This window comes from Marinobacterium sp. xm-m-383 (genome assembly GCF_013283255.1).
GTDB lineage: Bacteria > Pseudomonadota > Gammaproteobacteria > Pseudomonadales > Balneatricaceae > Marinobacterium_E.
Map to the genome: position 1 here is coordinate 462,808 of NZ_WBYT01000001.1, position 26,568 is coordinate 489,375.

General features: G+C 47.0%; 22 protein-coding genes and 1 pseudogene. 10 read left to right on the top strand and 13 right to left on the bottom strand.

The window, feature by feature from the left end; genetic code table 11:
• Window positions 1-21 precede the first annotated feature (21 nt).
• Window positions 22-159: a hypothetical protein gene (locus XMM383_RS11845; protein WP_371731440.1), complete on the top strand. Its 138-nt coding sequence runs from the start codon at window positions 22-24 to the stop codon at window positions 157-159.
• A gap of 389 nt (window positions 160-548) precedes the next feature.
• Here XMM383_RS11845 and XMM383_RS02215 read toward each other — a convergent pair.
• From XMM383_RS02215 to XMM383_RS02235, 5 genes and pseudogenes are all read right to left on the bottom strand, one after another.
• Window positions 549-2,750: pseudogene (locus XMM383_RS02215) on the bottom strand (SLBB domain-containing protein); the annotation flags it as partial.
• Entirely contained in the window at window positions 2,704-3,627 is a 924-nt protein-coding gene (locus tag XMM383_RS02220) for a hypothetical protein (protein WP_173480971.1), read from the bottom strand. The pseudogene XMM383_RS02215 and the gene XMM383_RS02220, both read right to left, overlap by 47 nt.
• The gene (locus XMM383_RS02225) at window positions 3,617-4,096 is read right to left on the bottom strand and encodes a hypothetical protein (protein ID WP_173494449.1); all 480 of its coding nucleotides are present in this window, start codon (window positions 4,094-4,096) and stop codon (window positions 3,617-3,619) included. The genes XMM383_RS02220 and XMM383_RS02225 overlap by 11 nt, the downstream gene beginning before the upstream one ends.
• A 68-nt stretch (window positions 4,097-4,164) precedes the next feature.
• Window positions 4,165-5,364, bottom strand: a complete 1,200-nt coding sequence (locus XMM383_RS02230; RefSeq protein WP_173483977.1) for a glycosyltransferase family 4 protein — start codon at window positions 5,362-5,364, stop codon at window positions 4,165-4,167.
• Window positions 5,361-6,641 (bottom strand): lipopolysaccharide biosynthesis protein, encoded by a 1,281-nt coding sequence (locus XMM383_RS02235; protein WP_173494450.1) that lies wholly within the window; start codon window positions 6,639-6,641, stop codon window positions 5,361-5,363. Before XMM383_RS02235 ends, XMM383_RS02230 begins: the two co-directional genes overlap by 4 nt.
• A gap of 127 nt (window positions 6,642-6,768) precedes the next feature.
• On the opposite strand from XMM383_RS02235, the gene XMM383_RS02240 reads away from it, so the two are divergent.
• The 3 genes from XMM383_RS02240 to XMM383_RS02250 are packed head-to-tail and all read left to right on the top strand — an operon-like array spanning window position 6,769 to window position 10,374.
• On the top strand, window positions 6,769-7,659 hold the full coding sequence (locus XMM383_RS02240) for a DUF6492 family protein (protein WP_173480975.1): 891 nt from the start codon (window positions 6,769-6,771) through the stop codon (window positions 7,657-7,659).
• Between the two features lies 1 nt (window position 7,660).
• A complete protein-coding gene (locus XMM383_RS02245; RefSeq protein WP_173480976.1) occupies window positions 7,661-9,061 on the top strand; it encodes a sugar transferase in 1,401 nt (466 codons plus the stop codon).
• Window positions 9,061-10,374: a hypothetical protein gene (locus XMM383_RS02250; RefSeq protein ID WP_173483978.1), complete on the top strand. Its 1,314-nt coding sequence runs from the start codon at window positions 9,061-9,063 to the stop codon at window positions 10,372-10,374. The genes XMM383_RS02245 and XMM383_RS02250 overlap by 1 nt, the downstream gene beginning before the upstream one ends.
• A gap of 83 nt (window positions 10,375-10,457) precedes the next feature.
• Here the strand turns inward: XMM383_RS02250 and XMM383_RS02255 are convergent, their stop codons facing one another.
• The 3 genes from XMM383_RS02255 to treF form a co-directional block, all read right to left on the bottom strand.
• A complete protein-coding gene (locus XMM383_RS02255) occupies window positions 10,458-11,630 on the bottom strand; it encodes a nucleotide sugar dehydrogenase (RefSeq protein WP_173480978.1) in 1,173 nt (390 codons plus the stop codon).
• A gap of 74 nt (window positions 11,631-11,704) precedes the next feature.
• Window positions 11,705-13,102 (bottom strand): mannose-1-phosphate guanylyltransferase/mannose-6-phosphate isomerase, encoded by a 1,398-nt coding sequence (locus tag XMM383_RS02260; RefSeq protein WP_173494451.1) that lies wholly within the window; start codon window positions 13,100-13,102, stop codon window positions 11,705-11,707.
• A 55-nt stretch (window positions 13,103-13,157) separates the two neighbouring features.
• Entirely contained in the window at window positions 13,158-14,657 is a 1,500-nt protein-coding gene (gene treF, locus XMM383_RS02265; RefSeq protein ID WP_217363563.1) for an alpha,alpha-trehalase TreF, read from the bottom strand.
• A 111-nt stretch (window positions 14,658-14,768) separates the two neighbouring features.
• Between treF and XMM383_RS02270 the strand changes: the two genes are divergently transcribed.
• Window positions 14,769-16,340 carry a bifunctional GNAT family N-acetyltransferase/carbon-nitrogen hydrolase family protein gene (locus tag XMM383_RS02270; protein WP_173483982.1) on the top strand — a complete coding sequence of 524 codons (1,572 nt, stop codon included), beginning with the start codon at window positions 14,769-14,771 and terminating at the stop codon, window positions 16,338-16,340.
• Between the two features lie 238 nt (window positions 16,341-16,578).
• On the opposite strand, the gene XMM383_RS02275 is transcribed toward XMM383_RS02270, so the two are convergent.
• Window positions 16,579-16,917, bottom strand: a complete 339-nt coding sequence (locus XMM383_RS02275) for a HopJ type III effector protein (protein WP_371731435.1) — start codon at window positions 16,915-16,917, stop codon at window positions 16,579-16,581.
• 17 nt (window positions 16,918-16,934) lie between these two features.
• Window positions 16,935-17,597: a phosphotransferase family protein gene (locus XMM383_RS02280; RefSeq protein WP_173480983.1), complete on the bottom strand. Its 663-nt coding sequence runs from the start codon at window positions 17,595-17,597 to the stop codon at window positions 16,935-16,937.
• Window positions 17,598-17,785: 188 nt separating this feature from the next.
• On the opposite strand from XMM383_RS02280, the gene thiB reads away from it, so the two are divergent.
• The 3 genes from thiB to XMM383_RS02295 are packed head-to-tail and all read left to right on the top strand — an operon-like array spanning window position 17,786 to window position 20,977.
• Entirely contained in the window at window positions 17,786-18,787 is a 1,002-nt protein-coding gene (gene thiB / locus XMM383_RS02285; RefSeq protein ID WP_173480984.1) for a thiamine ABC transporter substrate binding subunit, read from the top strand.
• The gene (locus XMM383_RS02290) at window positions 18,763-20,373 is read left to right on the top strand and encodes an ABC transporter permease subunit (protein WP_173494452.1); all 1,611 of its coding nucleotides are present in this window, start codon (window positions 18,763-18,765) and stop codon (window positions 20,371-20,373) included. The genes thiB and XMM383_RS02290 overlap by 25 nt, the downstream gene beginning before the upstream one ends.
• On the top strand, window positions 20,363-20,977 hold the full coding sequence (locus XMM383_RS02295) for an ATP-binding cassette domain-containing protein (RefSeq protein WP_173494453.1): 615 nt from the start codon (window positions 20,363-20,365) through the stop codon (window positions 20,975-20,977). Before XMM383_RS02290 ends, XMM383_RS02295 begins: the two co-directional genes overlap by 11 nt.
• 175 nt (window positions 20,978-21,152) lie before the next feature.
• Here XMM383_RS02295 and XMM383_RS02300 read toward each other — a convergent pair whose 3' ends face one another.
• Window positions 21,153-22,136, bottom strand: a complete 984-nt coding sequence (locus XMM383_RS02300) for a quinone oxidoreductase (RefSeq protein ID WP_173480987.1) — start codon at window positions 22,134-22,136, stop codon at window positions 21,153-21,155.
• A gap of 10 nt (window positions 22,137-22,146) precedes the next feature.
• Window positions 22,147-22,941 (bottom strand): DUF4198 domain-containing protein, encoded by a 795-nt coding sequence (locus XMM383_RS02305; RefSeq protein WP_173483767.1) that lies wholly within the window; start codon window positions 22,939-22,941, stop codon window positions 22,147-22,149.
• Window positions 22,942-22,965: 24 nt separating this feature from the next.
• Here XMM383_RS02305 and XMM383_RS02310 point away from each other — a divergent pair, with 24 nt between their 5' ends.
• Complete coding sequence (locus XMM383_RS02310) at window positions 22,966-24,096, top strand: HupE/UreJ family protein (protein WP_173494454.1); 1,131 nt, start codon at window positions 22,966-22,968, stop codon at window positions 24,094-24,096.
• 255 nt (window positions 24,097-24,351) lie between these two features.
• On the opposite strand, the gene XMM383_RS02315 is transcribed toward XMM383_RS02310, so the two are convergent.
• Complete coding sequence (locus XMM383_RS02315) at window positions 24,352-25,482, bottom strand: aminotransferase class V-fold PLP-dependent enzyme (protein ID WP_173494455.1); 1,131 nt, start codon at window positions 25,480-25,482, stop codon at window positions 24,352-24,354.
• Window positions 25,483-25,641: 159 nt separating this feature from the next.
• On the opposite strand from XMM383_RS02315, the gene XMM383_RS02320 reads away from it, so the two are divergent.
• Window positions 25,642-26,529, top strand: coding sequence for a DMT family transporter (locus XMM383_RS02320; protein ID WP_173494456.1), 888 nt, complete (start codon window positions 25,642-25,644; stop codon window positions 26,527-26,529).
• Window positions 26,530-26,568: the final 39 nt, after the last annotated feature.

Below are 26,568 nucleotides of genomic sequence, written 5' to 3' on the forward strand. Positions count from 1 at the left end.
ATAGTAGACCCTGGAGTCACTTTGACGTTTGAAGCGCTACCTAACCAGCCCCAACTCGATGCTTTAGAACGAACACTCATCACCTCTCCATTAGCTTGTACCACAAAAGCATGCTCATGCTGCGCTAACTCTTTCATACCACCGCTTAGATTGATGTAGTCCAATGAGGCTCTATCTTTTCGATATTTGTGTGACGTTGGAAAATAGACCTGACCGACGACAGAGACCTCATCTTGGTATTTTGGAACCCTAATGCGATCTCCAGACTCTAGAACCACATCAGACAGCTCTGAGCAGTTTTTAACAGCGGCCTCCATATCAACCACCATACGTCCTACTGCACGCTTAGGAGCCAGTTGCTTGATGATTTTCAAAGTTTCCTCTGCGCCGTTGTTTTCGGGCTGTTTATCCTGTTTTTGGTAACCTGGTGAAAGATGTACATCCGCTAACAGATCATCAAGCTCGCCCATCATGCGATCAAGTGCCTGTTGTTCACGAAGACGGACAGATTCACGCGTAAATACCGTACCGAAGAGATAAGCGTCCTCTGTAAAGCCACCGGCTCTCTGCAATAATCCACAGAGTGTTTCACGCTTATCAACGGTGTATGTGCCCGGGAATAGAACTTCACCTTCGATGGTCACCTCTTTACGGTTACTGATCCATTCAGGTTTTTGTCTGATGACCAGATGATCCGAGGGTATCAACACAGTGGTTAAATCTTCGCTTATACCTTCTCTTTGAATTAAAGAGACATCGTATTGATCTATGCGCGAATAATCGCCTTTGATAATTGAGCGACGGGCTAGCGTTGCCTCTGAGTTGAATGCTTGCTCTTTTAGGCCACCTGCAGCAACCACAAGATCCTCAATACGCATTCCAGCCACTAGGGGATAGAGGCCAGGAGAACGTACTGATCCGCTCACTTTAACCACTTGTGTAGGAGTATTGATCGAAGCTTGCTGGCGAAGCTTCTCAAGTAGACCTTTTAAAATCTCAGATCGTTTACTGTCTCGGCCAAACAAGAAGAGTTCATCCCCTGCTTTCAATTTAGGGTTATAGCGATTCTCTGTTAAATCCAACGCTGTCACATCCACCTTTAAGCTGTCAGCATCGGTGCGCGACAAAATTACATAGGAGCGATCACTACCTACCTGGAAGCCACCAGCATACTCAATCAAATCGGTTAAGCGCATCTCATTGGCGATTGGATAGGTGCCGCCATGACGAACGAACCCTTTGATCCGAACCAGAGGTGAAAGCTCTGATGCAGACGCCTCGCGCTCCATTCTCTTAACCAGATTATTGAGTTGATCTGCACGCTGATCGTGCGTATTGAAAACGACAATTCGATCTCGCGCCTGCAAAGTCAAATTATCTTCTGAAAATGGGTTAGAGAGTGCATTACCTAAATTAAAATAGAGTACCTCTGTTCTCTTGCTAACAGGATTTTCTCTCTCTACCAGTGCGGTTGATAAGTCAGCGCCCTGTTTAAGAGTGGCAACATCCTTAATCAGATCAGTGACTTTAATACCGCTTCGCCACTGCATTGCACCGGGTTTAAGCAGATGACCATCAAGCAACACAACATTTTCAACACGATCTATCACTGGTAGCACCTTAACCAGATCGCCATTGATCAGACGAATATCCCCACCCTGCTTCGTCATATCGGCAGAGATCAACTCATAGGACTCGCTTGAACCTATACGTTCTATCATAACGGTGCTTTTGGCAGCCGTCGGCAACAGTCCACCAGCCAGTTTGAGCAAGTCAGTAACGCTCTGCTCTTCCTCGATTTCATAGATTGCTGGTCGATGCACTTCTCCCGCAATACCTGCCGTCATTCCGATAGGTTTGATAAAGATGATGTCGCCTTGGCGCAGATACGCATTTCCGCTGTCATCACCCCGTAGAAGCAGATCATAGAGATCAAAATCTGCAACAACCCGGCCCTGACGCTTTACCTGAATGGAGCGTAGTGAACCAGTTCGTTTAATCCCCCCTGCCTGAATCAACGTATTCAGTAGCGAACTCATACCACTCACCGTGTAGGTGCCTGGTTGATTGACTTCACCGACCATTAGAACCTGAATGGAGTGAAGCTCAGCTAGCGTTACGATACTTTTCACACCGACTCGGACGCGATCAATGGACTCTTTGATTAACAGTTTAGCGTCTGAAAAATTGAGACCCGCAACTTGAATGGCGCCAATTTCTGGAACCAGGATTTGACCCTCACGAGTGACGACAAGTCGATACTCCAAATCGGTCACACTGAAAATCTGCAGCACAAAGGTATCACCTGGCCCAATGATGTAATCTTCAGGAACAGGAATACCTGCAACGGGTGCAAAGGTTGTGGCAAGCGTAGTGAACATGTCATAGCCAAATTGCTCAAGCGAAGGCTGAGTTTTCAAATCGCGGCTTTTCTCCGTTAACTCAACCGGCTTCAGCGTCTCTGCAATCTTTTTCTCTATCTCAGAAGGCTCTTGTAACTCATCGATGATTAAGCTTTTCACAACCCCCAAAGGGACCTCCTCTAAGGGTAAGTCCTGACCGGTTGGAGCCGCATTAATCGCTGCTTGACGCTGCTGACGCTCGGGCAGTGAATTGGCCGACGCGTTATTGACCGTGAATGCCATTAACAGACAGAGAGCGCTCAGAACAGAGCTATTCGTGTTAAACATATTCATTACCCTCTTACTCATCAGCAAACTTCTCGCAACCGTTAAAGTTGACCAGCGCATTTAAAGCGGTGCTTGGACACTGATCTTTGTAATCAAAAACACCATCGCCATCACTATCTTTAGGTCCTTTATAAAGTACTCTCTCAACAAAATGCGCCATTTGTTCAGGCGGCATTATTTTGTCTGCAGCACTTGAAAAACCACAGTCTCCGATCTGATCTATAAGCGATCTTGATAAAGAGTTACTGATTCCAATCAAATAGATACAGCTACCTTTTAACTCTTTTGGCGACATCCATTTAGGCGTTTTTGATTGAATAAGGTGGCCTTCTGGGTAGCGATATGCCTGACGCAATCGATTAATGGCATTGACTAAATTTTCATCAACGACACTCCAATCCGTCAGAATCACTATCGTTTGAAAACCCCTCACCTGTGCAGACTGTTGATGTAAAGCGTTTAGCAGAGAGATCAAATCCTCAGCGACGAACTGAAATTGCTCACTATCTAATTGATAAGGATCGAGCTTAGATAGTGGCTTAAAGCTGAAGTCCGAGGAGAATTGCGCCAGGTCATTGGCAGCTAGCAAACGGCTTTCAAGGTTTGTCTTGGGTGCCGTTACCAGAAAACGACGCACGACCTCTTCGGCATAATCTGTACTGGGCACACCTCGATACTCTTTACCCTTTAGGGTTGTCCAGTCAGCAATCAGGGTAAATTGGTCAGCTCTTCTCTCAAGCTGAAGTTGATTAACCCGCGGCTCAATATTGAGTGGATCAAAAATATGCAGTGAGCGTTTATTCAATGAAGTGTTGTATTCGTCAATCGACGTTAACAGTGTTCTCTCTGGTACATCGATGGTTCGTTCAAAACCAGAACAACCCGCTAAAAACAGCGTTGTTATCGGTAACAAAAGCTTCAGTAGATCACTTTTCATTTGACGTTCCTTTGAGACCTAACAGGTCCTTAGCCTCCTGAAACAGATCAAAAGGCAGATAATCACTAAGATGAGAATTGGGCATCAAATCGATACCAGCAAAGCTTTTGATTAGATAGAAAGCTGCAGCCAATACAATAAGAGCGGTCATCATTAAACTGCCAGACACCAGCAGGTAGACAGTTCGTCGTAAACCAATGGGCAAACGCTCGATCCGGTTCAACTCTAAATTGTGTGTTTTACGTCTTCGATCACGACCTGCAAACAGAACGAGATAGTAGGCTCTAAAAAAAAGCGGGAGTCGAATGCGGATATCTAGACTGTGTCGTGTTTCGGTGGACTGAGCGACCAGTGCCGACCTGACGTCGTTGAGTTGTTCAACACTGAGACTAGAGAGAGTTTTATGAGGAATTCGACTGATCGTAAAATCAGCAAATACTTCACTACTCTCTCGGGTTTTATCCTGCACACTGCTACCTAATCATTAATTCTCAGATAGCAATAAGCAAAAACCTTGCCAGTTTTGCAAAGTGCAAATCAAATAGCCTGATAGAGTTCACTGTATTTAGAGAGCATTTCTCGGTTAGAGTAATTTTTTGCTTGTTCTAAACAGTGCCTAGAGAGTGTTTCGTAATCCAACTGACCAAAGGTTTGCAGTGCTGATTCAAACTCTGATTGGCTGTTAATATCTATGACAAGACCTGTCTCTCCCTGCCTGACGAGCTCGAGCAATCCACCAGCACCATGAACCATTACCGGTATGCCATGGGCATAGGCTTCAATGACAACGCGCCCCATAGGCTCATACCATAAGGAGGGAACAATCAGCACATCGATCTCTGCAAAGAAATCAGCAGGTTTTGTAAATCCTCTATAATCAATGGCTGGATCACTCTCCAGTTGTGACTCAATCCTTTTCTCACCAGTTCCGGCAAAAACGAAGCGGTAATCACTCCCTTCAGGCAGTTGTTTCACGCGATCAACCAACTGCATTACACCCTTGTCGTACTCCAAACGACCAATGTAACCAAAGACTTTCGCCTCACTCGACCGAGGAGTCTGTGACTGTTCTTCAAAATTGTCATTAGGGGAGATGCTGTTATAGATAACTCGCTGATGACTCTTCTTAAAGTAACCGTCTTCGGTGTGGCTATTTAAGATGAAATTGCTAATCCCTACGATGCCATCGACTCGCTCAGAACCCCACCTTTTTGGCGTCGAATAGCATCTACACTCCTTGCAAATTGCTTCGCAATTTATCTCATTTTTTCTTCTCGACTCTCGATGACACTGTATATAGTAATCCCGCAAGGTATGAACGACCTTGCAGCCTCGTTGCTTAGCAATCTTCCAAACCAATACACTGATTCCTTTAAGATTGTTGGTATGCACAATGTCTGGCTGAAACTGATCAATGACGGATAAAATATCTTTTCGATAACGAAAATTACTAAGATCCAGAAGACGTTGTGCAAGCTTCTGAGCAACACGTTTAACTTTGTTGGGTGTTTCTAGCGTTACGAAAGGCCAGTAGATGTTTCTATCTGGGAAGTAGAAGGCTTTTACGCCATTTTCTAAACGCCGAGAACCAACCAAGCTGGGATCTTTCACGATACTGGCTACTGCCACCTCATAACCCATGGAGACCAGACCATCCGCTAGGTTATAAACTGACTGTTCAGCACCTCCTAGCTTGGTAGGAAAGAAGACAGAATTAAATAGCAGAATTTTCATCATTGGGTTCCTGTTAAATCACTACAGCGTTTGGATTTTTGGTAGACAAACAGGATTAAAGTCCCGTAGAGAAAACCGTTAGCAATGCTTAAATAGATGATCGATTGAAGTGGGCTTTGTGCTAGCACGCCAAGGTAGATGGCTAACACCCGAACAGAGAGTGAAACGATTTCATGAGCAAGCAGATGAGCCTGCAGACCTAGAACGGGGACTGATGCAATGGCAGGCCTTGAGGCCAGCATCATCAATAACCACAGGGCAATCCATTGTGCAAATTCTCCCGACGTTTTCCACTCTTCGCCGTAAAGCAGAGCGAAAATGCTAGGCCCAAGTAGAGCGATGAAACCAAAAGGAAATATGCCCAATAAGACTAAATTTCTCGTCGTTCTATTAAGAAGTGCGGTGATAGTCTGTTTTTGCTCTACCCTATCAACAACCTCTTTGTAGAAGACGTCCCCTACACTTTTCCCCAACAAGGTTGCAGGTACAGTCAACAGCGCGAAGGCGATGGTGTAATAACCTGCAGCAGCTGATCCGAACGCCCAGGCAAACATCAACGTAGGCGCAGCCAACGAGACTGAGTTTAATAGCACCTGTGGTGCGCGATAGATTGGAAAATCGTAATAGCGTTTGAGCAAATCACGATAGGAATCTTTAGTGACATACTCAGTGGATAGACCAGATCGCTTCGCTAGATAGAGGTTTTGAATCATCATACCCAGGGTATAAAACAGGACTAACCATCCACCGGTGGCTTTAATCAAACCCATCAAGGTTTGACTCACTCCAATAAACAGCGCCCTAATGTTGAGTGATTTTGCCAGGTTGGAGAACTTCTTAGTTCTAATCTGCCACTGTTCATTAACCTGGAATATCGCAGCAATAAAAATAGCCACAGGTAGTAGCCAACCCAAACCAATAAGGGACTCGGCATTTATTAATGTCAGGACCTCTTTTTCAAAGATCAGCAAACTTATGAGTAAAGTGGTCGATAGAGATAAGCTTATAAACAGCGATAGCTTAGCCAATTTCCAAGCCTCGGCATCGCTTTTCGCCAGTACGATAGACATAGGTAAGGTCAGAGCAATGGCAGGGGCAAACATATAAATTGACGAGGTGAAAACACCTAAATAACCATACTGTTCAGGACCATACAGTCGTGTAATGACCAATGAAAATAGAAGCGTTAAAGCATTAGACAGCGCCGTGCCACTGGCCAGCACCATTATATTTTTTAAAAAAGCATCCTTATTTAGAAAGTGCTTAAGTCGAGAAATCATCAGTCGTAAACCCAAACATTGATCGATTGAACCTCTACAGCATATTTCGTGCCAATGTATTCATATAAATGAATATAAGTTGGCACGATTAATGCTAATCACCAGTAAATGCATACTGGAGTGAGTAATGAGTTCAAACTCTCAATCTGATCAACTGGCGCTAATCACCTGTTCGTATGGTCCGGACTTAGATCGTTGTAAACGATTGTGCGAATCGGTGGATAGATTCGTTGATTCAATCTACGAACATGTCTTGATTGTTCCTAAACGTGATCTCAAAAAGTTTTTAACGCTCGTAAACGAGCGACGCAGAGTAGTCAGTGTTGAATCTGTCGTACCAGACTCATTTATTCAACTCCCATTTTCGAACAAGTGGTGGTTGGGGGCTTGGGGTTTTCCAACACGCGGTTGGGTCATGCAACAGATTACAAAACTAAGCGCAGGCTTCTCCACTAAGGCTAAAACCTTAATGTTTGTGGACTCAGATCTACAGTTCATACGCCCGCTTGACCTCTCTTTAATTGAACAGTCAGGACGCACACGTCTGCACTCTATTCCAGGGGATATGGACTACGGTGTTCACCTTAAATGGCATGCGAAAGCTGGAGAATTGCTCGGCTGCGACACAGCTTATGCGGGTTCTGATTACGTTGGACAGTTGATCACATGGGATCGAGAGACGTTGATGGCTATGTTAAGGGACATTAGCAGAGAAACCGGTACTCACTGGACAAGAGCGATTGCACGCTCTTTGACTGTGTCTGAGTACATTCTGTACGGCATGTATGTGACACGAGTGCTAGGTATTAACCGATCAAACCACTACGAAACAAGCAAAGATCTTTGTCACTGTTGCTGGGATTCTGAGGCCGCTAAGGCAGTTTCCAATGGAACCGCCAAAGTTGATCCATCGGCTATCGCCGTTCTAATTCAATCAAATTTAAGCTTCACAACGGATGAAGAGGCCGAATTGATTGATAAGGCATCGAAAATTTCAAACGCAAAGGTTGGTGCATGATATGCAGATATTAGAATCAATCACTCCAATCAATGAATCAGATTTTCGTCAGTACATTGAACTCTCACTTCGCCAAAGCAGTGGCAGTCAAACAGTCTCTTTCATTGACGCTGCAGGGCTTTCAATGGCGAATGAGCAGGCAGATCTCAAGCAGGCATTTTCATCTGTCGATCTGCTCATCCCTCGCGGGCGTGGTATCAATGTATCGATGAACCTGATTAATCGTGGACAAATGCCGTCAGCAAACAGCTCATCACTCTATCGAGAGCTACTGCTATCACTTGAAGCGTTTGAAAAACCGGTCATTTTGTTCACAGACAATAAAAAAGCCGCGCATAAAACAGAGCTCGAGATTACTAAACTTTACCCTAACCTAAATCTCCAGATCACTATTTGCGATACACAATACGATAAAAGCACACAATGGTTTTTAGATAAGATCAAAGAGAAAAACCCAAGCTCGGTACTATTCGCTCTCGAGACTCCCCTTCAAGAGCGTTTAATGTCTCGAGTAAAATCAAAGTGTGAAGTACCTCTGTTGGTCACTTTGGGGCATCCACTGTTTGATGCTATTTTTGAGGTGAGTGAGGGCTTTAACTTATCTCGCCTAAGACACAGCGTCCTCTTCTCTCCAATGCGATTTTTTAAAACCTTCGTAGGAACGCTTTATCAAATCCCTAACAGTGACGAGAAACGAAACTCACGTATCAATACGATTTTAAGACAGTGGGGATGGTCAACCCGCATTAAGCGCCTATCAATACGAACCAAGTCATCTCTGTGGCTATTGCGATGCAAAATGCAAAGCATTTTAAAACGATCTATTGACTTATTAGGCGCCGGTTTGGGGCTGCTATTGCTATTACCGCTGTTAATTCCCGTTGCTGTAGGGATAAAAGTCACTTCGCCTGGACCTCTCTTTTACTCTCAAGTCCGGGTAGGACACCGAGGCAAGCTGTTCAGAATGTGGAAGTTCCGTTCAATGTATATCGATGCCGACGCACGTAAAGCGGCACTAATGGAACAGAATGAATCATCTGACGGCGTCATTTTCAAAATGAAAAAAGACCCTCGCATTACACCGATAGGTCGCATCATCCGTCGACTCAGTATTGATGAGCTACCACAACTCTATAACGTGTTGATCGGTGATATGTCGCTGGTTGGCCCGAGACCCGCTCTAGAAGCTGAAGTCGCTCAGTACCCGGTGCTAGCCCGCGCTCGTTTAGAAGCTATGCCTGGTTTAACAGGTCTGTGGCAAATCTCAGGTCGATCAGACCTCCCCTTTGATAAGCAGGTTCTGTTGGACACTGCCTATGTAAACCAGCAATCAGCAATGAATGATGTAAAGCTGATCGCTAAAACCATACCTGCTGTAGTTAGCGGTAAAGGAGCCTACTAATGACCATTGAACGTGCCATTCTTTTCGCTGATCGAAAAGGGAAAGAGCTAACTCCTCTCAATGATCGCTACCCTATCTGTTTGCTACCCATTGCTGGTAAAACACCCCTAGAGTTCTGGCTTGAGCAGCTCTGTGATATGGGTGTTAAAGAGGTAGATATTGTGATCAATCAGTTCGCTGATCTGATTAAAAAAGCGGTACCCAATGGTGATCATTGGGGGCTAAAACTTAACTACCATTTATCAACCGGTGAAGAGCCGCCTCTCGCTTTTTGGAGTAGGATGCACTTTTCAATGACAGGTAAGATGATTGCTGCACGAGCCGATGTTTTGCCCGTCAAAACAGAACAGGGAGCGATTAGTAATCTATTAACGCTGGACTCTGAATCGGTTGAACAGCTAAACACCCTAGAGTGGAATCGAAGTGAAGATAAACAGCGTGATTCCAACTCACTCGCGTCACTGGATGCATACGTAAAAGCCTATTTTGCTCTGCTAAACGGCGATCACTATGGCCTAGTTCCTAGGGGGTTGCGTGCAGACGATGACAAATGGCTAGCGACACCGACCTTCAGTTCAAGTCGCTCAGACTCAATTGAAGGACCTCTCTACATCGGCAGAGATGTAATGATTGATCAGAACGCAACCTTGTCTCAAACGGCGGTTGAGGCAGGCTCTATGGTCGATAAAGGCGCTCAACTGAATCGAGCTATTGTATTTCCAGGTACTTATGTTGGACAGGACGTCAGTTTAACGGACTCAATTGCGATGGGCAGTTTACTGGTCGACTTGAAACACCAGAGTGTTATACAGATTGCAGATCCTGCATTAATTAGTCCGATCATACCCAGCAGCTCATTGGTTAAAACGAATACCAGCGAACGATTAGTGGCATCTATGCTTATGATCTTATCAGCACCCGTCGCATTGCCACTGGCATTGATTACTCAAAAATCGGGGGTATTAAATAGAGAAGATCAGCTCTCAAACCGAGGATCTCGTCTACACCCGCTCTGGTTTACCAAACTTAACTTCACATCAAATATTGGTTGGGTAAAACGCTGGCCTGAGCTTTTAGGGGTGATCGATGGGGATCTAAAGCTATTTGGAAGCGAGTATGAGTCCATCGAAGATGAGCGCCCCCTAACAGAGCTTCCAATTTCCCAGGGTCTGTTTACGCCTCAATCGGTGTTTAAAAATCAATCACTCGATGAGTTTGAACGACAACTTTGGGGGTTAGAGCTGGCGAACGAGAAGCTTGGTCCTTTTCGACTCTTTGCAAGAGCCATCAAAGTAAGCTTAAAGAATATTTAAATAGGGCCACTCTTTTACCGGTCCAGTAACAACAAAAAAGGTGGCGAGCTATTTAGCTGGCCACCTTTTTTATTAGTTAAAAACTAACTGTCGCTATTGAATATATCGCGGGTAAAGACTTTATCAAGAACGTCTTCTAACTCTTCATCCATCCGGTTACAGACGATCACATCCGCATCGGCTTTGAATGCATCCAAGTCTTTGTAAACGATGGAGTTGAAGAATAGATCCTCTTCAAGCACTGGCTCATAAACAACGACCACAATGCCTTTTGCCTTCAGGCGCTTCATCACCCCCTGAATAGCAGAGGCGCGGAAGTTATCCGATCCAGACTTCATGACAAGACGGTAGAGCCCGACAATCTTTGGATTGCGCTTAAGAATAGAGTCCGCAATAAAATCTTTACGGGTGGTGTTGGACTGAACAATCGCACCGATTAAGTTACTGGGTACGTCATTGTAGTTAGCCAGTAGCTGCTTGGTATCTTTTGGCAGGCAGTAACCACCGTAACCAAAGCTTGGGTTGTTGTAGTGAGTGCCGATACGCGGGTCTAACCCTACCCCTTCTATGATCTGTCGCGTATCCAAGCCGTGTGACAGCGCGTAGGTGTCCAACTCATTGAAATAGGCCACACGCATTGCAAGGTAGGTATTGGCAAAGAGTTTGATCGCCTCAGCTTCGGTACTACCGGTGAATAGTGTGTCGATATCCTCTTTAAGAGCCCCCTCAACGAGCATTGCAGCAAACTTCTCTGCACGCTCAGACCGCTCACCTACCACGATACGTGATGGGTATAGGTTGTCGTACAGCGCCTTACCTTCACGTAAGAACTCTGGCGAAAAGATAATATTGGGTGAATTGAACTCTTCACGCAGATTACGAGTGTATCCGACAGGTATGGTCGATTTAATGACGATCGTCGCTTCCGGGTTAATGCGAATAACATCTGAAATCACCGCTTCAACTGAACGAGTGTTGAAGAAGTTAGTCACCGGATCGTAATCGGTGGGTGTCGCGACAATGACGTATTCAGCACCTGCATACGCCGTTTCCGGATCCGTTGTTGCAACCAGATTTAATGCTTTTTCGGCTAAATAGAGTTCAAGTTCAGTATCTTCAATAGGCGCTTTACGGTCATTGACCAGTGCTACCCTATTCTCATCAAGATCTATGGCTGTCACTTCATTATGTTGAGCCAAAAGAACGGCGTTGGACATGCCCACATAACCTAGGCCTGCAACCGCTATCTTTGTCATATAAAAATCCTAATCGTTAAGTCTGTCTCTCTGCTAACAGCTAGCTAGAGTCACACACTCAAATTACAAATGCGTTAAGAACGGCCGTAGAGATCTTCAAAACGGACAATATCATCTTCACCTAGGTAAGAACCTGACTGAACTTCAATCAACTCTAGTGGGATCTTGCCTGGGTTCTCTAACCAGTGAACACAGCCAACCGGGAGATAGACCGACTCATTCTCGGTTAGCATGATCTCTTCGTCATTGCGCCCGACACGAGCCGTACCCGACACAACAATCCAGTGTTCAGCACGGTGGTGGTGCATCTGAACCGAGAGTTTATTACCCGGCTTCACGGTAATGCGCTTAACTTGGTAGCGTTCGCCGTTATCAATGGAGTCGTATTTACCCCATGGACGATAGACTTCACGGTGCAGCTCATACTCACTGCGACCCTCTGCTTTTAAGCGCTCAACGATCTTTTTAACGTCTTGCACCTGATCCTTGCCTGCCACCAACACTGCGTCTTTGGTTTCAACCACAACAATGTCCTTAACCCCGACAGTCGCAACCAGTTTACTGGTCGATTTGATCAAGGAGTCTTGGGTGTTGTGGGTCATAACATCACCACTGACGGCATTACCGTCGCCATCCTTAGGGGTAACTTCCCAAAGCGATGACCAGGCACCCACATCATTCCAACCGGCATCCATTGGCACGACTACAACATTGTCAGCTTTCTCCATCACTGCATAGTCGATCGACTCATCCGGACAGGCTTTAAACGCCTCTTCATTAATGCGCACGAAATCTAGATCCGGAGTAAGAGTTTCTAAAGAAGCGGTACAAGCATCTAGGATATCTGGGCGGTGTTTACCCAACTCTTCGATGTAACGTGACGCTTTGAAGAGGAACATACCGCTGTTCCAGTAGTAGTCACCCGAATCTACGTAGGCTTGTGCACGTTCAAGATCTGGTTTCTCAACGAATTCCGCTACTTGATAGCCCTCAGCTTCAGCAGCGCCTCGACGAATATAGCCATAGCCGGTTTCAGGACCCGTGGCGACAATACCAAAGGTCACTAGGGCACCTGCTTCAGCAAGGGGTTTGGCTTTGTTCACTTGCTGCTGGAAAACCTCGACATTCTCAATGACATGATCCGCCGCTAACACCAGTAGCAAAGGGTCATCTTCGGAAGTCAGTGCCTGCAGTGCAGCCAATGCAATGGCCGGTGCCGTATTGCGACCGACTGGCTCCAATAGAATATCGGCCTGGGCATCCATCGCACGCATCTGCTCTGCAACGATGAAGCGGTGCTCCTCATTACAGATCACCAACGGCTTTCCATCGCTGATACCGTCCACACGTGAAGCCGTTGTCTGCAGCATGGTTTGTTGGCCTGCCAAGGCTAGAAACTGTTTCGGATAGAGGGAGCGAGACAGTGGCCATAAACGTGAACCGGAGCCACCGGCCATAATTACAGTTTTCATTTAATCCATTCCTTTTATGATCTATCCAAAACACTAAGCAATGATTGTGCCAAAATTAAGTCTCCATTGCGCGCTTTAGTGCCAAATAAGTCCCATTCGTCCAACCGAAACCATCTTGAACGGCATATTCACCGCCACCGGCGATCTCACCGGGTGTGACTACATTGTACTTCTCCAACATTTTGCCCGTTTGGCTAAAGACTAGCTCTAGGGTGCTCAGCCAGCGTTTAGCGCCCTCTTCTGCCAACTCATCAAACTGGTACTGTTTTAAACCTTGGAAACAGATCCACTGCAGAGGGGCCCATCCATTCGGGGAATCCCACTGTTCACCCGACTCAACATTGGTTGTTACCCAACCGCCCGGTTTCAAAAACTCTTCATTTAATTTAGCAACGACGCAAGCGGCTCTCTGTGGTGAAGCAATACCAGCAAATAATGGGAAACTCATCGCCAGTGACTGATGGTCTCTCTGTTTAAACCCATCTAGGTCCAAATCGACATAACAGCCAAGGTCGTCATTAAAGAAGTAGTATTCAATCGCATCGGCACGCTGATTAGCCAACTGCTCATAGTGGCTCGACAGCTCTGGTAAACCTTTGATCGACGCTGCTTTTGCAATGACTCGCTCTACCATGACCAATAGCGAGTTAAGGTCCACAGGGATAATGTTTGACGTTGAGATCGAACCGAGATCCTCACCATTGAACCATCGAGATGAGAAGTCCCAACCCGACTCAGCCCCCGCTCTTAGATCTCGATAAAGGGTCTCTTCATCCCTATCAGAAGCCTTAGCAAGCGACTCATCCTCTCTGAAGCTCTCCTGACGCGGTGTGGCGGCGTCATCCCAGTAGCGGTTCAATGGCCCTTTTTCCGTCATAACAACACGACGATGGGATTCACCAACAGAGAGGTTTGCAGCGCCATCCATCCAGAAGAGAAGATGCTCACGCATCATATGGGGTAAAAACTCAGCCAGCACCGACTCATCGGTATGATTCGCCAGAAGCTCGACCATCAAAGCAAAAAAAGGCGGCTGACTTCGTGAGGCAAAGTAGCTGCGGTTGCCGTTGGGTATAAAACCGAGTGTCTCGATAAGATGTGCAAAGTTCTCCACCATATGGCGAACAGTTTCCACGTCACCTGACTCTACTAAACCCAGCTGGGTGAAGTAGCTATCCCAGTAGTAGATCTCATTAAATCGCCCACCCGGCACGATGTAGGGATTAGGCAGCGGGATACAACTACTGCCCTCGACATGCTGATCTGACGGGCGCTTCAACACAGACCAGAGCTGTTCGATGTGCTCATGAGGATTGATACTCCCCCGCTCTGATACCGAGGATTCAAGGGCTTCTCGCTTAAAGAAACGTGGAATAAAGTCAGCCAGCTCAAACCCAACTTCACTCTTACACTCTATGAATGCTTGGTTTATTTCATCAGATGAGGCCGTAGGCACTAGATCAACAAAGGTTTTAGAGTCAGGAAATAGACCTGAACGTTGAATGGCAAGAAAGAGTTCCGGAAACATAGCGTCCGGTGGGGTTGGCAATGACACAGTATCCCTCCAATAATCACAAACGCCATTGTAAATAAAACTTCGAGAAAACCCATAACAGGTCTATGCTTAAGTTATCTAAACAGTGCTTAATTTGTTCGAGAGACCTTTATGAGCTACGAAAACCCGAAAGATCTTCAACTGAAACTGCGCAACCTAACCCTGGACGATCTGGATCAACTGGTCGAGTTGATGGATCGCGTCTACGATGATCTGGGTGGCAGTTGGCCAAAAGAGTCCCTTGCTCTTCTTCTAAAACAGTTTCCTGAAGGGCAAATTGTCATTGAAGATCGCGGCACCATTGTGGCTGGCGCGCTCTCTGTTCAATGTGCTTATAACCGCTTCACTCGAGCCCACACCTACGACGATTTGATCGGTCGACGTGAGACCTTCCAACACGATAAGAAAGGCGATGCACTCTACGGTTTGGACCTATTTGTGCACCCAGACTATCGTGAATATCGATTGGGCAGAAGATTATATGATGCTCGAAAAGAGATCTGTATCCAATTGAATTTACGATCAATTTTAGCGGGTGGGCGCATCATAAACTACTACAAGCACGCTGAAGAGATGACGCCTAAAGAGTACATCGAAGCGGTGCGCAAACGTGAGGCTTATGATCCCATTCTAAGTTTCCAGTTTGCTAACCACTTTGAAGTGAAACGTATTCTTCGAAACTACCTGCCAGAGGATGAGCGATCTAAAGGGTTCGCGACTCTGCTGGAGTGGATCAACATCGATTACGAACCAGAAGATGAGTCTCTGCAAGCCGAAAACTTCAGAAAACGATCCGTTCGCGTCAGCGCCATACAGTGGCAGATGCGCACCACAGAATCCTTTGAACACTGGTTAACCCAGGTTGAGTACTTTGTCGACTCTATGGCCGACTACACGGCCGACTTCATTATGTTCCCAGAGTTCTTTAACGCCCCGCTCATGGGGCTCGGCAATCAAGAGAATCAATATGAGGCGATCAGATTCCTAGCAGGCTATGCCGAGAGAACCATTGAAGCGATCTCTGGCTTTGCCGTCGCTTATAACATCAACATCATCTCGGGCAGCATCCCGGTACTGGAAGGTGACACTCTCTACAACAATACCTACTTATGCCGTCGTGATGGCAGCATAGAGGTGCAACCGAAGCTCCACATCACACCGCACGAGCGTCGTGACTGGGTCATTGAGGGTGGTGACACACTGCAGGCCTTTGATACTGATGCGGGTCGTATCGGTATTCTGATCTGTTACGACGTTGAATTTCCTGAGTTGGGTCGACTGTTGCGTGATGAGGGCATCGACATTCTTTTTGTCCCTTTCTGGACAGATACAAAGAACGGATTTCTTAGAGTACAGCGATGTGCACAGGCGCGCGCTATTGAGAATGAGATCTATGTTGTCATCGGAGGCAGTGTCGGCAACCTACCGCAGGTACACAATGTCGATATCCAATATGCTCAGTCGGCTGTCTATTCGCCGTCTGATTTCGCCTTCCCGCACGATGCGATCATCGCGGAGAGTACACCTAATACTGAGATGGCACTGATAGCCGATTTAAACTTGGATTCGTTGTACGACGTCAGGGAGAAAGGGTCAGTGACCAACGGAAAGGACCGTCGAACCGACCTCTACTCTTTGGTGTTGCGGAAAAAAGCGACCGATGCGCTGAAAGAGAGTGAATAAACTTGTTGGAGCATCGCGGCCTTTTCAAGACCGCTCCAACATGCCAACCTTATTGTAGGAGCTAGCCCAAAGGGCGAAGCGACCTGTTGGAGCCTTATCGAAGATGAGGCGAACAGGTGTCAAGCTTAGCAAGAAACCTTGAAGGAGAGCATCGCGGCCTTTTCAAGACCGCTCCAACAGGAACAGCCATGTTTCGACGCAACCTGTTGGAGCCTTATCGAAGATGAGGCGAATTAGCCTACTTAGCCGTCAACACACCTTCAGGTAACTGAACGCCAGCCCAACCCGAATTCATGAAATTACGAATATTGCCGTGATCGGTTCCTTCAGGATTACCCAACACATCATCGCGGTAGTAAGTACCAAAACAGGCCAGCGTCTCTGATTCAGAAAGATTATTCAGCTTAGCAAAGCTCAAAATCTTAGCCGAGCCCTGGTTTTGCTCTGCTGAGTTTTCTAGATCACCGTTTACAAAAGCAGAAGGTTTATGGTCAAACGATGCATCAATAACCGCCATCACCTCAGCGAACTCTACGCTCTCAGGTGCCTGTTTAATCTGTTCCAATAATTCATTCATGTTCATTCTAATTACCCTTAACCTGTAACCTGTGATTTATAATGTGACCAGAGCATCTCAAGCTGATCGACCACCTGAATTGATTGGGCCAGCCAGTGGGTTAACGCCTGCTCGTCAAAAGCGTTCAACAGAGGCAACTGCATCAACTCACTTGCGGTAAAGCCTAGATCTCGAATTAACACCGCGTAATCCAACCATGCGATTCCAACGCCTGCGTACTCCCAATCAATAATGGTGGCGTCGCCATTCTGCCAGCAAATATTACCCGGGTGAAGATCATGGTGAACTAACACCCTAGGCATGTTAGGAAGGGAGAGTAGTTGCTGCTCAGTCTCATCAGTTAACTGTTGATGTCCTGAATCACGCAACTCGTCTCGATACTGCTGAAATAGCGCAGCATAATCTAACATGGGCAGTTCAGTAAGGCTCTGCATCTCAGTGATAGCCTTCAATAGAACCGTTTTTTGAGCCGATGAGAGCACGCCTGAGCACTCTCCTGCGTGACGCATAATCAACACACCCTGCTGAGGCTCGTTGATCATTAACTTAGGGGACCATTGAAAATGAGCGATGGCATCAAGAATGTTTCGCTCACGAAACGGGTCCACCCCTGGGAGGGTCTCTTTGTCAGGTTCTGCCCTAACAACAAACCGCTCCCCTTTTTCCTCAAGTAGATACATCCTATGACGCGTAGCAGACGTATCAAGAGGTGCTATCTGACTGTTCAAAGGAATTTTGTCTGAAATTAATTGCGACAAACTTCCCGAAACCGCCCTAGATGCAATGACAGCCTCTAGCTCACTTAGTATCATTCAACGCCTAACTTAATAATGGATGTTTAAGTTTTTTAAATTACAGGAGTTTCTTGATGGATTCAGCAACCACACTCAAATTATCTGTTGCCGGTGCAATGTTAACGGCTTCTTTTGCGGCAGTCGCTTCCGATAAGCCCGAACTTAACGTGTACACCTACGACAGCTTCGTCTCTGAGTGGGGTCCAGGCCCTCAGCTCAAAACAGCCTTTGAAGCACAATGTGGTTGTACTCTTAATTTCGTCGCAGCAGAGGATGGTGTCAGCATTCTGAATCGCGCACGTGTCGAGAAATCCAACACCCAAGCCGATGTACTGCTTGGCCTTGATAACGGTTTGATGACAGAAGCTACGCAACTGGGTCTGGTTCAATCTCACAGCGTCGACACCTCAAAGATCACCAGCGACTTAAACTGGAACAATAATCAGTTTGTACCCTTTGACTACGGCTATTTTGCATTCATTTATGACGCGCAAAAGATCCAAGCGCCAGCAACAAGCTTTGCTGAACTCTTAGCTTCCGACGCCTCAGTTATCTACCAAGACCCACGTACGTCAACGCCAGGCCAGGGGTTAATGACCTGGGTTAATAAAGCGTACGGTGAGGAAGCGGCGACTGCATGGGCAGATCTAGCTAAGCAGACCGTTACCGTCACCAAAGGTTGGTGGGAAGCTTACAGTCTGTTCCTAGAGGGCGGTTCTGACTACGTTTTGAGTTACACCACATCGCCTGCATACCACGTTGTTGCTGAAGGTAAGGATCAGTACAAGGCCGCAGAGTTTACAGACGGACATGTAGCACAGGTTGAAGTGGCCGCGATCAGCGCATACAGCGATCAAACTGAATTAGCGAACCAGTTCCTTGAGTTTCTAATCTCAAACGAAGCGCAGCAGATCCTACCAGTGACCAACTGGATGCTACCGGTTATTGATAATGTAGAGCTACCAGAAGCGTTTGAGCAGTTGGTAACCCCACAGCAGATCAACCTTGGCAGCGACGAACTGGCCGAAAACCGTGCTCGCTGGATTCGTGAGTGGCGTACCGCTGTTTCACAATAAAGCGATCGCGTGAACCAATCCTGATGTTACTAGGCCGCACTTTCACCCCACTGATGAGTGCGGTTGCTTATCTGGGCACCCTCTCTCTGACGGTGCTCGCCTTTTGGGGGTTGATCGGATTCGAAGAGACCCGATTCACCCCCGAACTGTTACAAGACACATACCTACAAAACATTTTAAGTTTTACCCTCTACCAGGCCCTGTTAAGTGCCTTGGGCTCTCTTCTACTGGCAATACCCATCGCAAGAGCCCTGCATCGATTGCGACCCGCTGGTAGAGATCAGTTTCTAAGACTCTCACTGCTGGCGTTCGTGATGCCATCACTCATATTGATTACCGGCATCGTCAACCTGCTAGGACCGCAATCGCCTTCTACAGATCTGTTAAAAGAGTGGAAACTCTTTGGCCTCAATGGAATCTTAATTGCCCATATCTATCTGAACTTTCCGCTAGCCGTTCGTATTCTCTATCAGGGCTACAGCTCTATCCCTTTAAGCCGAGAGCAATTAGCCGACCAGCTTAAGTTCAGTTTTTGGCAACGCCTTCGACACATTGAGTGGCCTGCTATTAAGAGCCAGGTCGCAACACTGGCGGGCTTAATCTTTATTCTCTGCTTTAACAGTTTTGCGATCGTATTAACGCTCGGCGGTGGACCTAAAGCCACCACCTTAGAACTGGCCATCTACCAAGCCCTTAAATACGACTTCAACCTCAACGAGGCGCTAACCCTTGCCTGGCTGCAGTTTGCGATAGCCGGTCTTATCTATCTTGCCCTGATCTATGCCAGCAGAGTGAACTGGCTCGGTTCCACTCGAGAGCAGCCTGCTTATCGATTAGAGCAAGGGGTAAAAGTGCCTATTCAATTAGCTTTCTACCTGCTGGGGTGGGTCTATCTATTAGGGCCGCTAATTGCACTGTTCATCACACTAAATCAAGAGGCACTAATTAACTACCCCTACGCTGCCATGTTGAAAGCAATGGGCGTCTCACTGCTCATCGCATTAAGCGCATCACTGTTGGCACTTCTCACCGCCATCGCACTGCTGACACCTATCAGAAAAGCAGCCCAACAAGTTAAGCCGATACAAGAGACGCTATTCAGTTGGTTAGCCAATCAGTCACTGGTCGCTCCAGCCATGGTGTTATCGACCGGTAGTTACATTTGGCTGATCAGCCGTGGGCTACTCGAGACTTACGCCACACTGATGCTAATACTGCTTAACGCCTTTGTTCTGCTACCCTTTTTGCTCAGCCAGCTACGCCCAAGATTCATTCAATTTGATTCGCAATATGCAAAACTAGTAGGCAATTTAAAACTCACACCGACGGATAGAGTACGCATCATCTACCCGTTTATTCGACGCTCACTACTAGCCGCTTTCTCTTTGGGACTTCTGTTGGCCTTAGGTGATGTCTCCATTTTTGCTATATTTGGCAGTTATGAATCACCGACCCTCCCCTGGCTGATCTACACCTTTGCTGGTACCTATCGTATGTCAGAGGCCGCTATCACATCGGTCATTCTGTTGGGACTTTGCTACCTGCTATTAATTCTACTGGAGCGCAGTGTTCACCATGAGCAATAACCTTGGCCTGCAGATCAACAACCTCATAGTCAGCTACCCCGATTGGGAGTACTGTTACGACTTGTATGTCCCTGACCAATCCAGAGTCGCTCTCCTCGGCCAAAGCGGCATTGGTAAAACAACCCTGCTGTTGGCTATTGCCGGCTTTGCACCGATTAAATCAGGTGAAGTGCGCTTCAATGATCAGGTCATTACTGATCAGCCTCCAGAAGAGCGTCCTGTCGCGATGCTGTTTCAGGAGGATAATCTCTTTGAACACTTAACCATCCAGCAGAACTTGAGATTGGGATTGGATAAACGTCAAAACCCGGACAAACGCATCCAAGAGGCGATGCAAGAACTGGATCTGCTCGGCTATCTCAACAAGATGCCTAATCAGCTCTCTGGCGGGCAACGTCAGCGTATTGGCATCATCAGAACCCTACTGCGTCCTGAACCGATTATTGTCCTGGATGAGCCTCTAACAGGCTTAGACAGCGAAACTAAGCAGAAGGTTTTGGACTGGATCGATAGACAATTAACCGAACAACAGAAGATGTTGATTATGGTGACCCACCAGCGCAGCGAAGCTGAGCGATTGGGGTGTGAAATCAAGAGTGTGTGACTAGCACCAAATAATGTTGGAGCGGTCTTAACAAGGCCGCGATTACCTTCCTAGAGGTGTCTGGCTTTAGCCTGACACCTATTTCGCCTCATCTTCGATAAGGCTCCAACAGAGTAGATCAGACGCTATACAAAGAGTGGATGACAGGCTAAAGGCCAGTCACCCACTGCCAGTATTAAGGCAACAACACCGTTGAACCGGTCGTTTGACGCGACTCCAAATCGATGTGAGCTTGTGCCGCATCAGCCAAGGGGTAACGCTGATTGACCTCAATCTTCACCTGCCCTGATTCAACGCGCGCGATCAGATCCTTGGCCATACTCTCCAACATAGGACGATCATGAACATAGGTCATCAGTGTCGGGCGGGTCACTTTAAGGGACCCTTTTGCTGCCAACATGCCAATCTCAAACGCAGGGACCGCACCGGTTGCGTTACCAAACGAAACCATCGTGCCACGCGGCGCTAGGCAGTCGAGTGACTGCATAAAGGTATCTTTACCAATAGAGTCGTAGACCGCTTGCACCCCTTTACCGTCCGTCAGCTCACGAGTACGAGCAACAAAATCCTCTTCGGTGTAGATGATCGTCTCATCACACCCAAAGCTCTTAGCCAAATCCGCTTTAGCCTGATTGCCGACCGTACCTATAACACGCGCACCTAATGCCTTAAGCCACTGTACAGCAATCAAACCAACACCGCCTGCTGCAGCATGAAGCAGGATGGTATCGCCCGCCTGCACCTTGTAACTGTCATTCAGAAGGTACTGAACGGTAAGACCTTGCAGCATCATAGCAGCACCCTGCTCGAAGCTAATGCTCTCTGGTAGTTGAATCAACGTATCCTGCGGCATCACGCGCTTTTGACTGTAGGCGCCAAGAGGTTGCCCCGCGTAAGCCACTCGATCACCGACGCTGACATAAGTCACACCTGAGCCAATTGCCTCAACCACACCGCTACCTTCCATGCCAATCTTGCCCGGCATCTCTTGTGGGTAGAGACCGGTGCGGAAGTAGACATCAATGTAGTTAAGACCTACCGCTTCATGACGAACCAACACATCAAACTCGCCCAGTTCAGGAAGTTCGACATCAACCAACTTCATCTCTTCTGGACCGCCATTCTGCTCAATTCGAATCGCTTTAACTGTCTCGCTCATTATTAATCCTTTATTTTTGACACTGGTAAGTTAAAGAGGCCCAATCACTGACCCAATCCTTACCCTTAGCTCTTGGTTCAGATCCGTAATCAATACGAACGGCATTGATTAAAAATGGACCCTCTTGTGCAGTAAATCTTACTTTACCATTCTGGTTAGTACGGTACTGTTCTGTCCCGCGTTTACCTTTAACAAACCGTCTTACAAGGGCGCCCTCAAGCGGTTTACCCTGCCATAAGAGTTGGAATGTGGGGGCGGTGGAACACTGGGTGAAGGATGCAACCGGGATCAGCTCCAAACGGTGACCCAAAGGTTCGGTTAGCCATTCAGCCTCTTCACTGCCTTCAACAGAAAAGAGTGTTTTAGCATGGCGATAGTAGGTCTCTGTTACACCCTCTCTGGATTTACCCTGCGCCTGATACCAATCGAGCACCCACTCAAGGCCTTCGCCGTTGATATAATCGACAAACTTCTTCTCGCTATCAAAGGTTAGATCATAAGCCTTAGACTCAAGCGCCACCCAGCGAAAACCCATTTCGGGCATTTTAGAGGTGTAAGCCGGCTTATCTCCGGTGATGGCATCAACATTTCGAACACCAGACAGATCTCGTTCAATAAACTGCTCAGTCTCATGTTCTAGGTAGGGATAGGCGTACCCTTTGAAGTTTTGCCCAATCCGGATATCCGCTTTTATCGTAGCTTCCGGACGTACCTGATACTGGCTAGGCTCTAACCATTGCTCATGAGCACTTGCGAACGATGAACTAATCGCTACTATCAGTGCTAATGGTTTAACTATTTTCACATCCAGCTCCGTTAAGGAAATTCAATGACTCTACGTGCTCGTCTCTATTTTGGCCTTCTTGGCACTCTACTATTATTAGTCAGCACGTTAAGCCGAGCCCATGAAATTACTCCAACCATCATTGAGATGGAAGTATTACCCGACAATAGTTTGGAAATGCGTGTTGATACCAACTTAGAGGCTCTGATGAGCGAAATCGGGACTAAACATGCGGATACTGATAACGCCCCCACCGCTGAGCAGTATAATCAATTAAGAGCACTGCCCACTGCTGAACTGTCAACTAAAGCAGATCCCTTCGTTGCTAAGCTGTTTAATCAGATCACACTCGCCTCAACAGATGGGCCAGTACCTAAATCACTCCTTAGCTCTGATCTAGCCGTTATCGATCAACCCGATATTGATCTGGCCCGCCAATCTTTGGTCACCTACCGCTTTACTGTCGAATCAACCTCGTCAGAGATCACCTTTAGCTGGCCAGAGGCCTATAGCGATGCCGTCGTCCGGTTAAGTGAACAGGGTGAGATCAAAGGGGCATCTTGGGTAGCCGCTGGCACTCAATCAGAATCGATCAATTTAAGTCGTCTTGAGTTGAAGCGCCAAGGGCTTTTGGATTACGTAAAGCGGGGCTTTGAACACATATTACCCTTAGGCCTTGATCACATTCTGTTTGTGCTTGGTCTCTATCTATTAAGTCAACGTCTTAAAGATCTTCTGTGGCAGGTCACCGCCTTCACAGCCGCGCATACATTGACTTTAGCACTGGCCATTTTAGGGCTTGTGAACATACCCCCATACATTGTGGAGCCTCTGATCGCCCTGTCGATTGTCTATGTCGCTATTGAAAACCTATTTAAAGATCGAGTCTCTAAATCCCGAATTGGGCTGGTCTTTGGCTTTGGATTGTTACACGGACTAGGATTTGCGGGTGTGCTACGGGAAATCGGCTTAGAGTCGGATAGCTTCGTAGAGAGCTTAATCGCCTTCAATATTGGCGTGGAGCTGGGGCAACTCGCAACCCTTGTGATTGCGCATCTGCTGGTTGGATACTGGTTCTCATCCAAAGCTTTTTGGAATCGCTGGGTACGCATACCGTTAAGTTTGGGGATTTCGCTACTTGGAGCGATTTGGTTTGTTGAGCGGGTGTTTTATTAAAACTGATCGCTTCGCCCTGTTGGAGCCTTATCGAAGATGAGGCGATTAGGTGTCAGGCTGAAGCCAGACACCGCGAAGAAGAGCATCGCGGCCTATTCTAGACCGCTCCAACAGTGACGAACCCAATCGTAGGAGCTAGCACGGAGTGCGAAGTGACCTATTGGAGCCTTATCGAAGATGAGGCGAATAGGTGTCAGGCTGAAGCCAGACACCGCGAAGAAGAGCATCGCGGCCTTGGTAAGACCGCTCCAACTCTTAAAGACCCGCCTTATCTAGCGCCTCTTTCAAGTAATCCAACGTACGATCAACGTTCATTAACTTATCGATACCGAACAGACCGATACGGAAGGTACAGAAGCCTTCCGGCTCATCACACATGAGTGGCACGCCCGCTGCGATTTGGAAACCTGCTTGTGCAAAGCGAGAGCCATTCTGAATATCACTATCCGTCGTATGGTTAACGATGACACCAGGCGCTCCGAAACCATCAGCTGCTAAGCTCTTAATGCCGCGTGATGCCAGTAGTTCACGAGCCTCTTTACCTAAGCGTGCTTGAGCCGCTTTCAGTTCAGCAAAGCCGAACTTCTCAGCCTCGGCCATAACATCACGTAACTGACGCAAACCATCGGTAGGCATAGTGGCATGGTAGGCGTGGCCACCGTTTTCGTAAGCTTCCATGATCTGAAGCCACTTTTTAAGGTCGCAAGCAAAGGAGTTACTAGTGGTATTCTCGATCGCATCACGAGCTCGTTGACTCATCATCACAAGGCCCGCACAAGGTGAACCACTCCACCCTTTCTGTGGCGCACTGCAGAGCACATCAACACCCAGAGCCTTCATATCAACCCAGATAGCACCTGAAGCTATACAGTCCAGAACAAACAGCGCACCCACTTCATGAGCCGCATCCGCAACCGCTTTAATGTACTCATCAGGCAGAATCATACCGGCCGAGGTTTCGACGTGTGGTGCAAAGACCACATCTGGACGCTCGTTACGAATGGCATCCACCGCCTCTTCAATTGGGTACGGAGAGAGTTGCGCTTGCGCATCGTCTGAATCAAAACGGGCTTTTAAAACCAACTCTTCACGAGGCAAGCCAGCCATCTCAAAAATTTGAGTCCAACGGTAACTAAACCAACCGTTGCGAATCACCATCGCTTTTTTGCCGTTAGCAAACTGTCGAGCCACCGCTTCCATACCAAAGGTACCGCTACCAGGAATGATCGCAACTGCATCGGCGTTGTAGACGGATTTTAACTGACCCGAAAGATCACGCATGACTTGCTGAAAGGCATTCGACATGTGGTTTAGGGAACGGTCTGTGTAAACAACCGAGAATTCTAGCAATCCATCTGGATCAACGTTTGGCAGTAGTCCTGACATAGTCTGTCCTTATCAATAATTATTGAGCACATAATGCGAAAGAACCGTTTTTGAATCAAGGCATAATCAGGCAAAGTCACATGATGAAATACTAGGTGAACAACCATCGGTTCCCTTATGATGGCAAAGCTTGCAAATAATTAGAGATCAACCAATTAGATGCCTACTTCACAACTGCTCAATCTTTTTACGCTGTCGCTGCTTTGGGGTGGCTCGTTTCTATTTATCGGCATTGCCGTTCAAGAGATAGATCCCCTTCTACTGGTTTTTTTAAGGGTGATGATTGCAGCATTGGTGATGTTAAGCCTGCTGCCTCTTTTCAAAGTTCCGCTTCCTAAAGATGTTGATACCTGGAAGAAATTTTTTGTTATGGGGCTGCTCAATAACGTCATCCCCTTTACCTTCATCTTTTATGCACAAACACTGATCAGTGTCTCATTGGCCTCCATCATCAATGCCATGACACCGATCTGCACCTTTATTGTGTTGGCGCTATTTAAAGAGGAGTTACTCAAACCCAATAAAATCATTGGCAGTCTTTTGGGCGTATTGGGAGTCGCGCTGCTTAGCTGCCTAACCCAATTGGCTCTCCACACCGATCCTCTGGGAGTTCTGCTAAGCTTTTTAGCGACCGTAAGTTATGGTTTTTCAGGATTATGGGCGAAACGCCACCTCGCCGGACGCAACTCGATTCAGTCTGCGACATGCCAGCTTAGCGCCTCAAGCCTTATCATGATTCCAGTACTGATACTGACCTCAACCGAAATACCCGACACGCTACCCTCCTTCAGCGTAATCGCTTCAATATTGGCGCTGGCAGTGGCTTCAACATCCTTTGCGTACATTCTCTTCTTTGAGTTAATCAGTAAAGCAGGTGCCGCTAACGCCATGCTGGTCACCCTTCTGGTTCCTATTAGCGGCACCCTGCTCGGTATCAGTGTTCTTAATGAGACCATTACACTGATTCAAGTGACAGGAGGTTTGTTCATTGGATTCGGACTGCTTGTTATAGATGGGCGTATATTCTCTCTACTACAAAAGAAGTAAAACAACTCAGGATCTATAGACTATAGTTAACGAATGAGA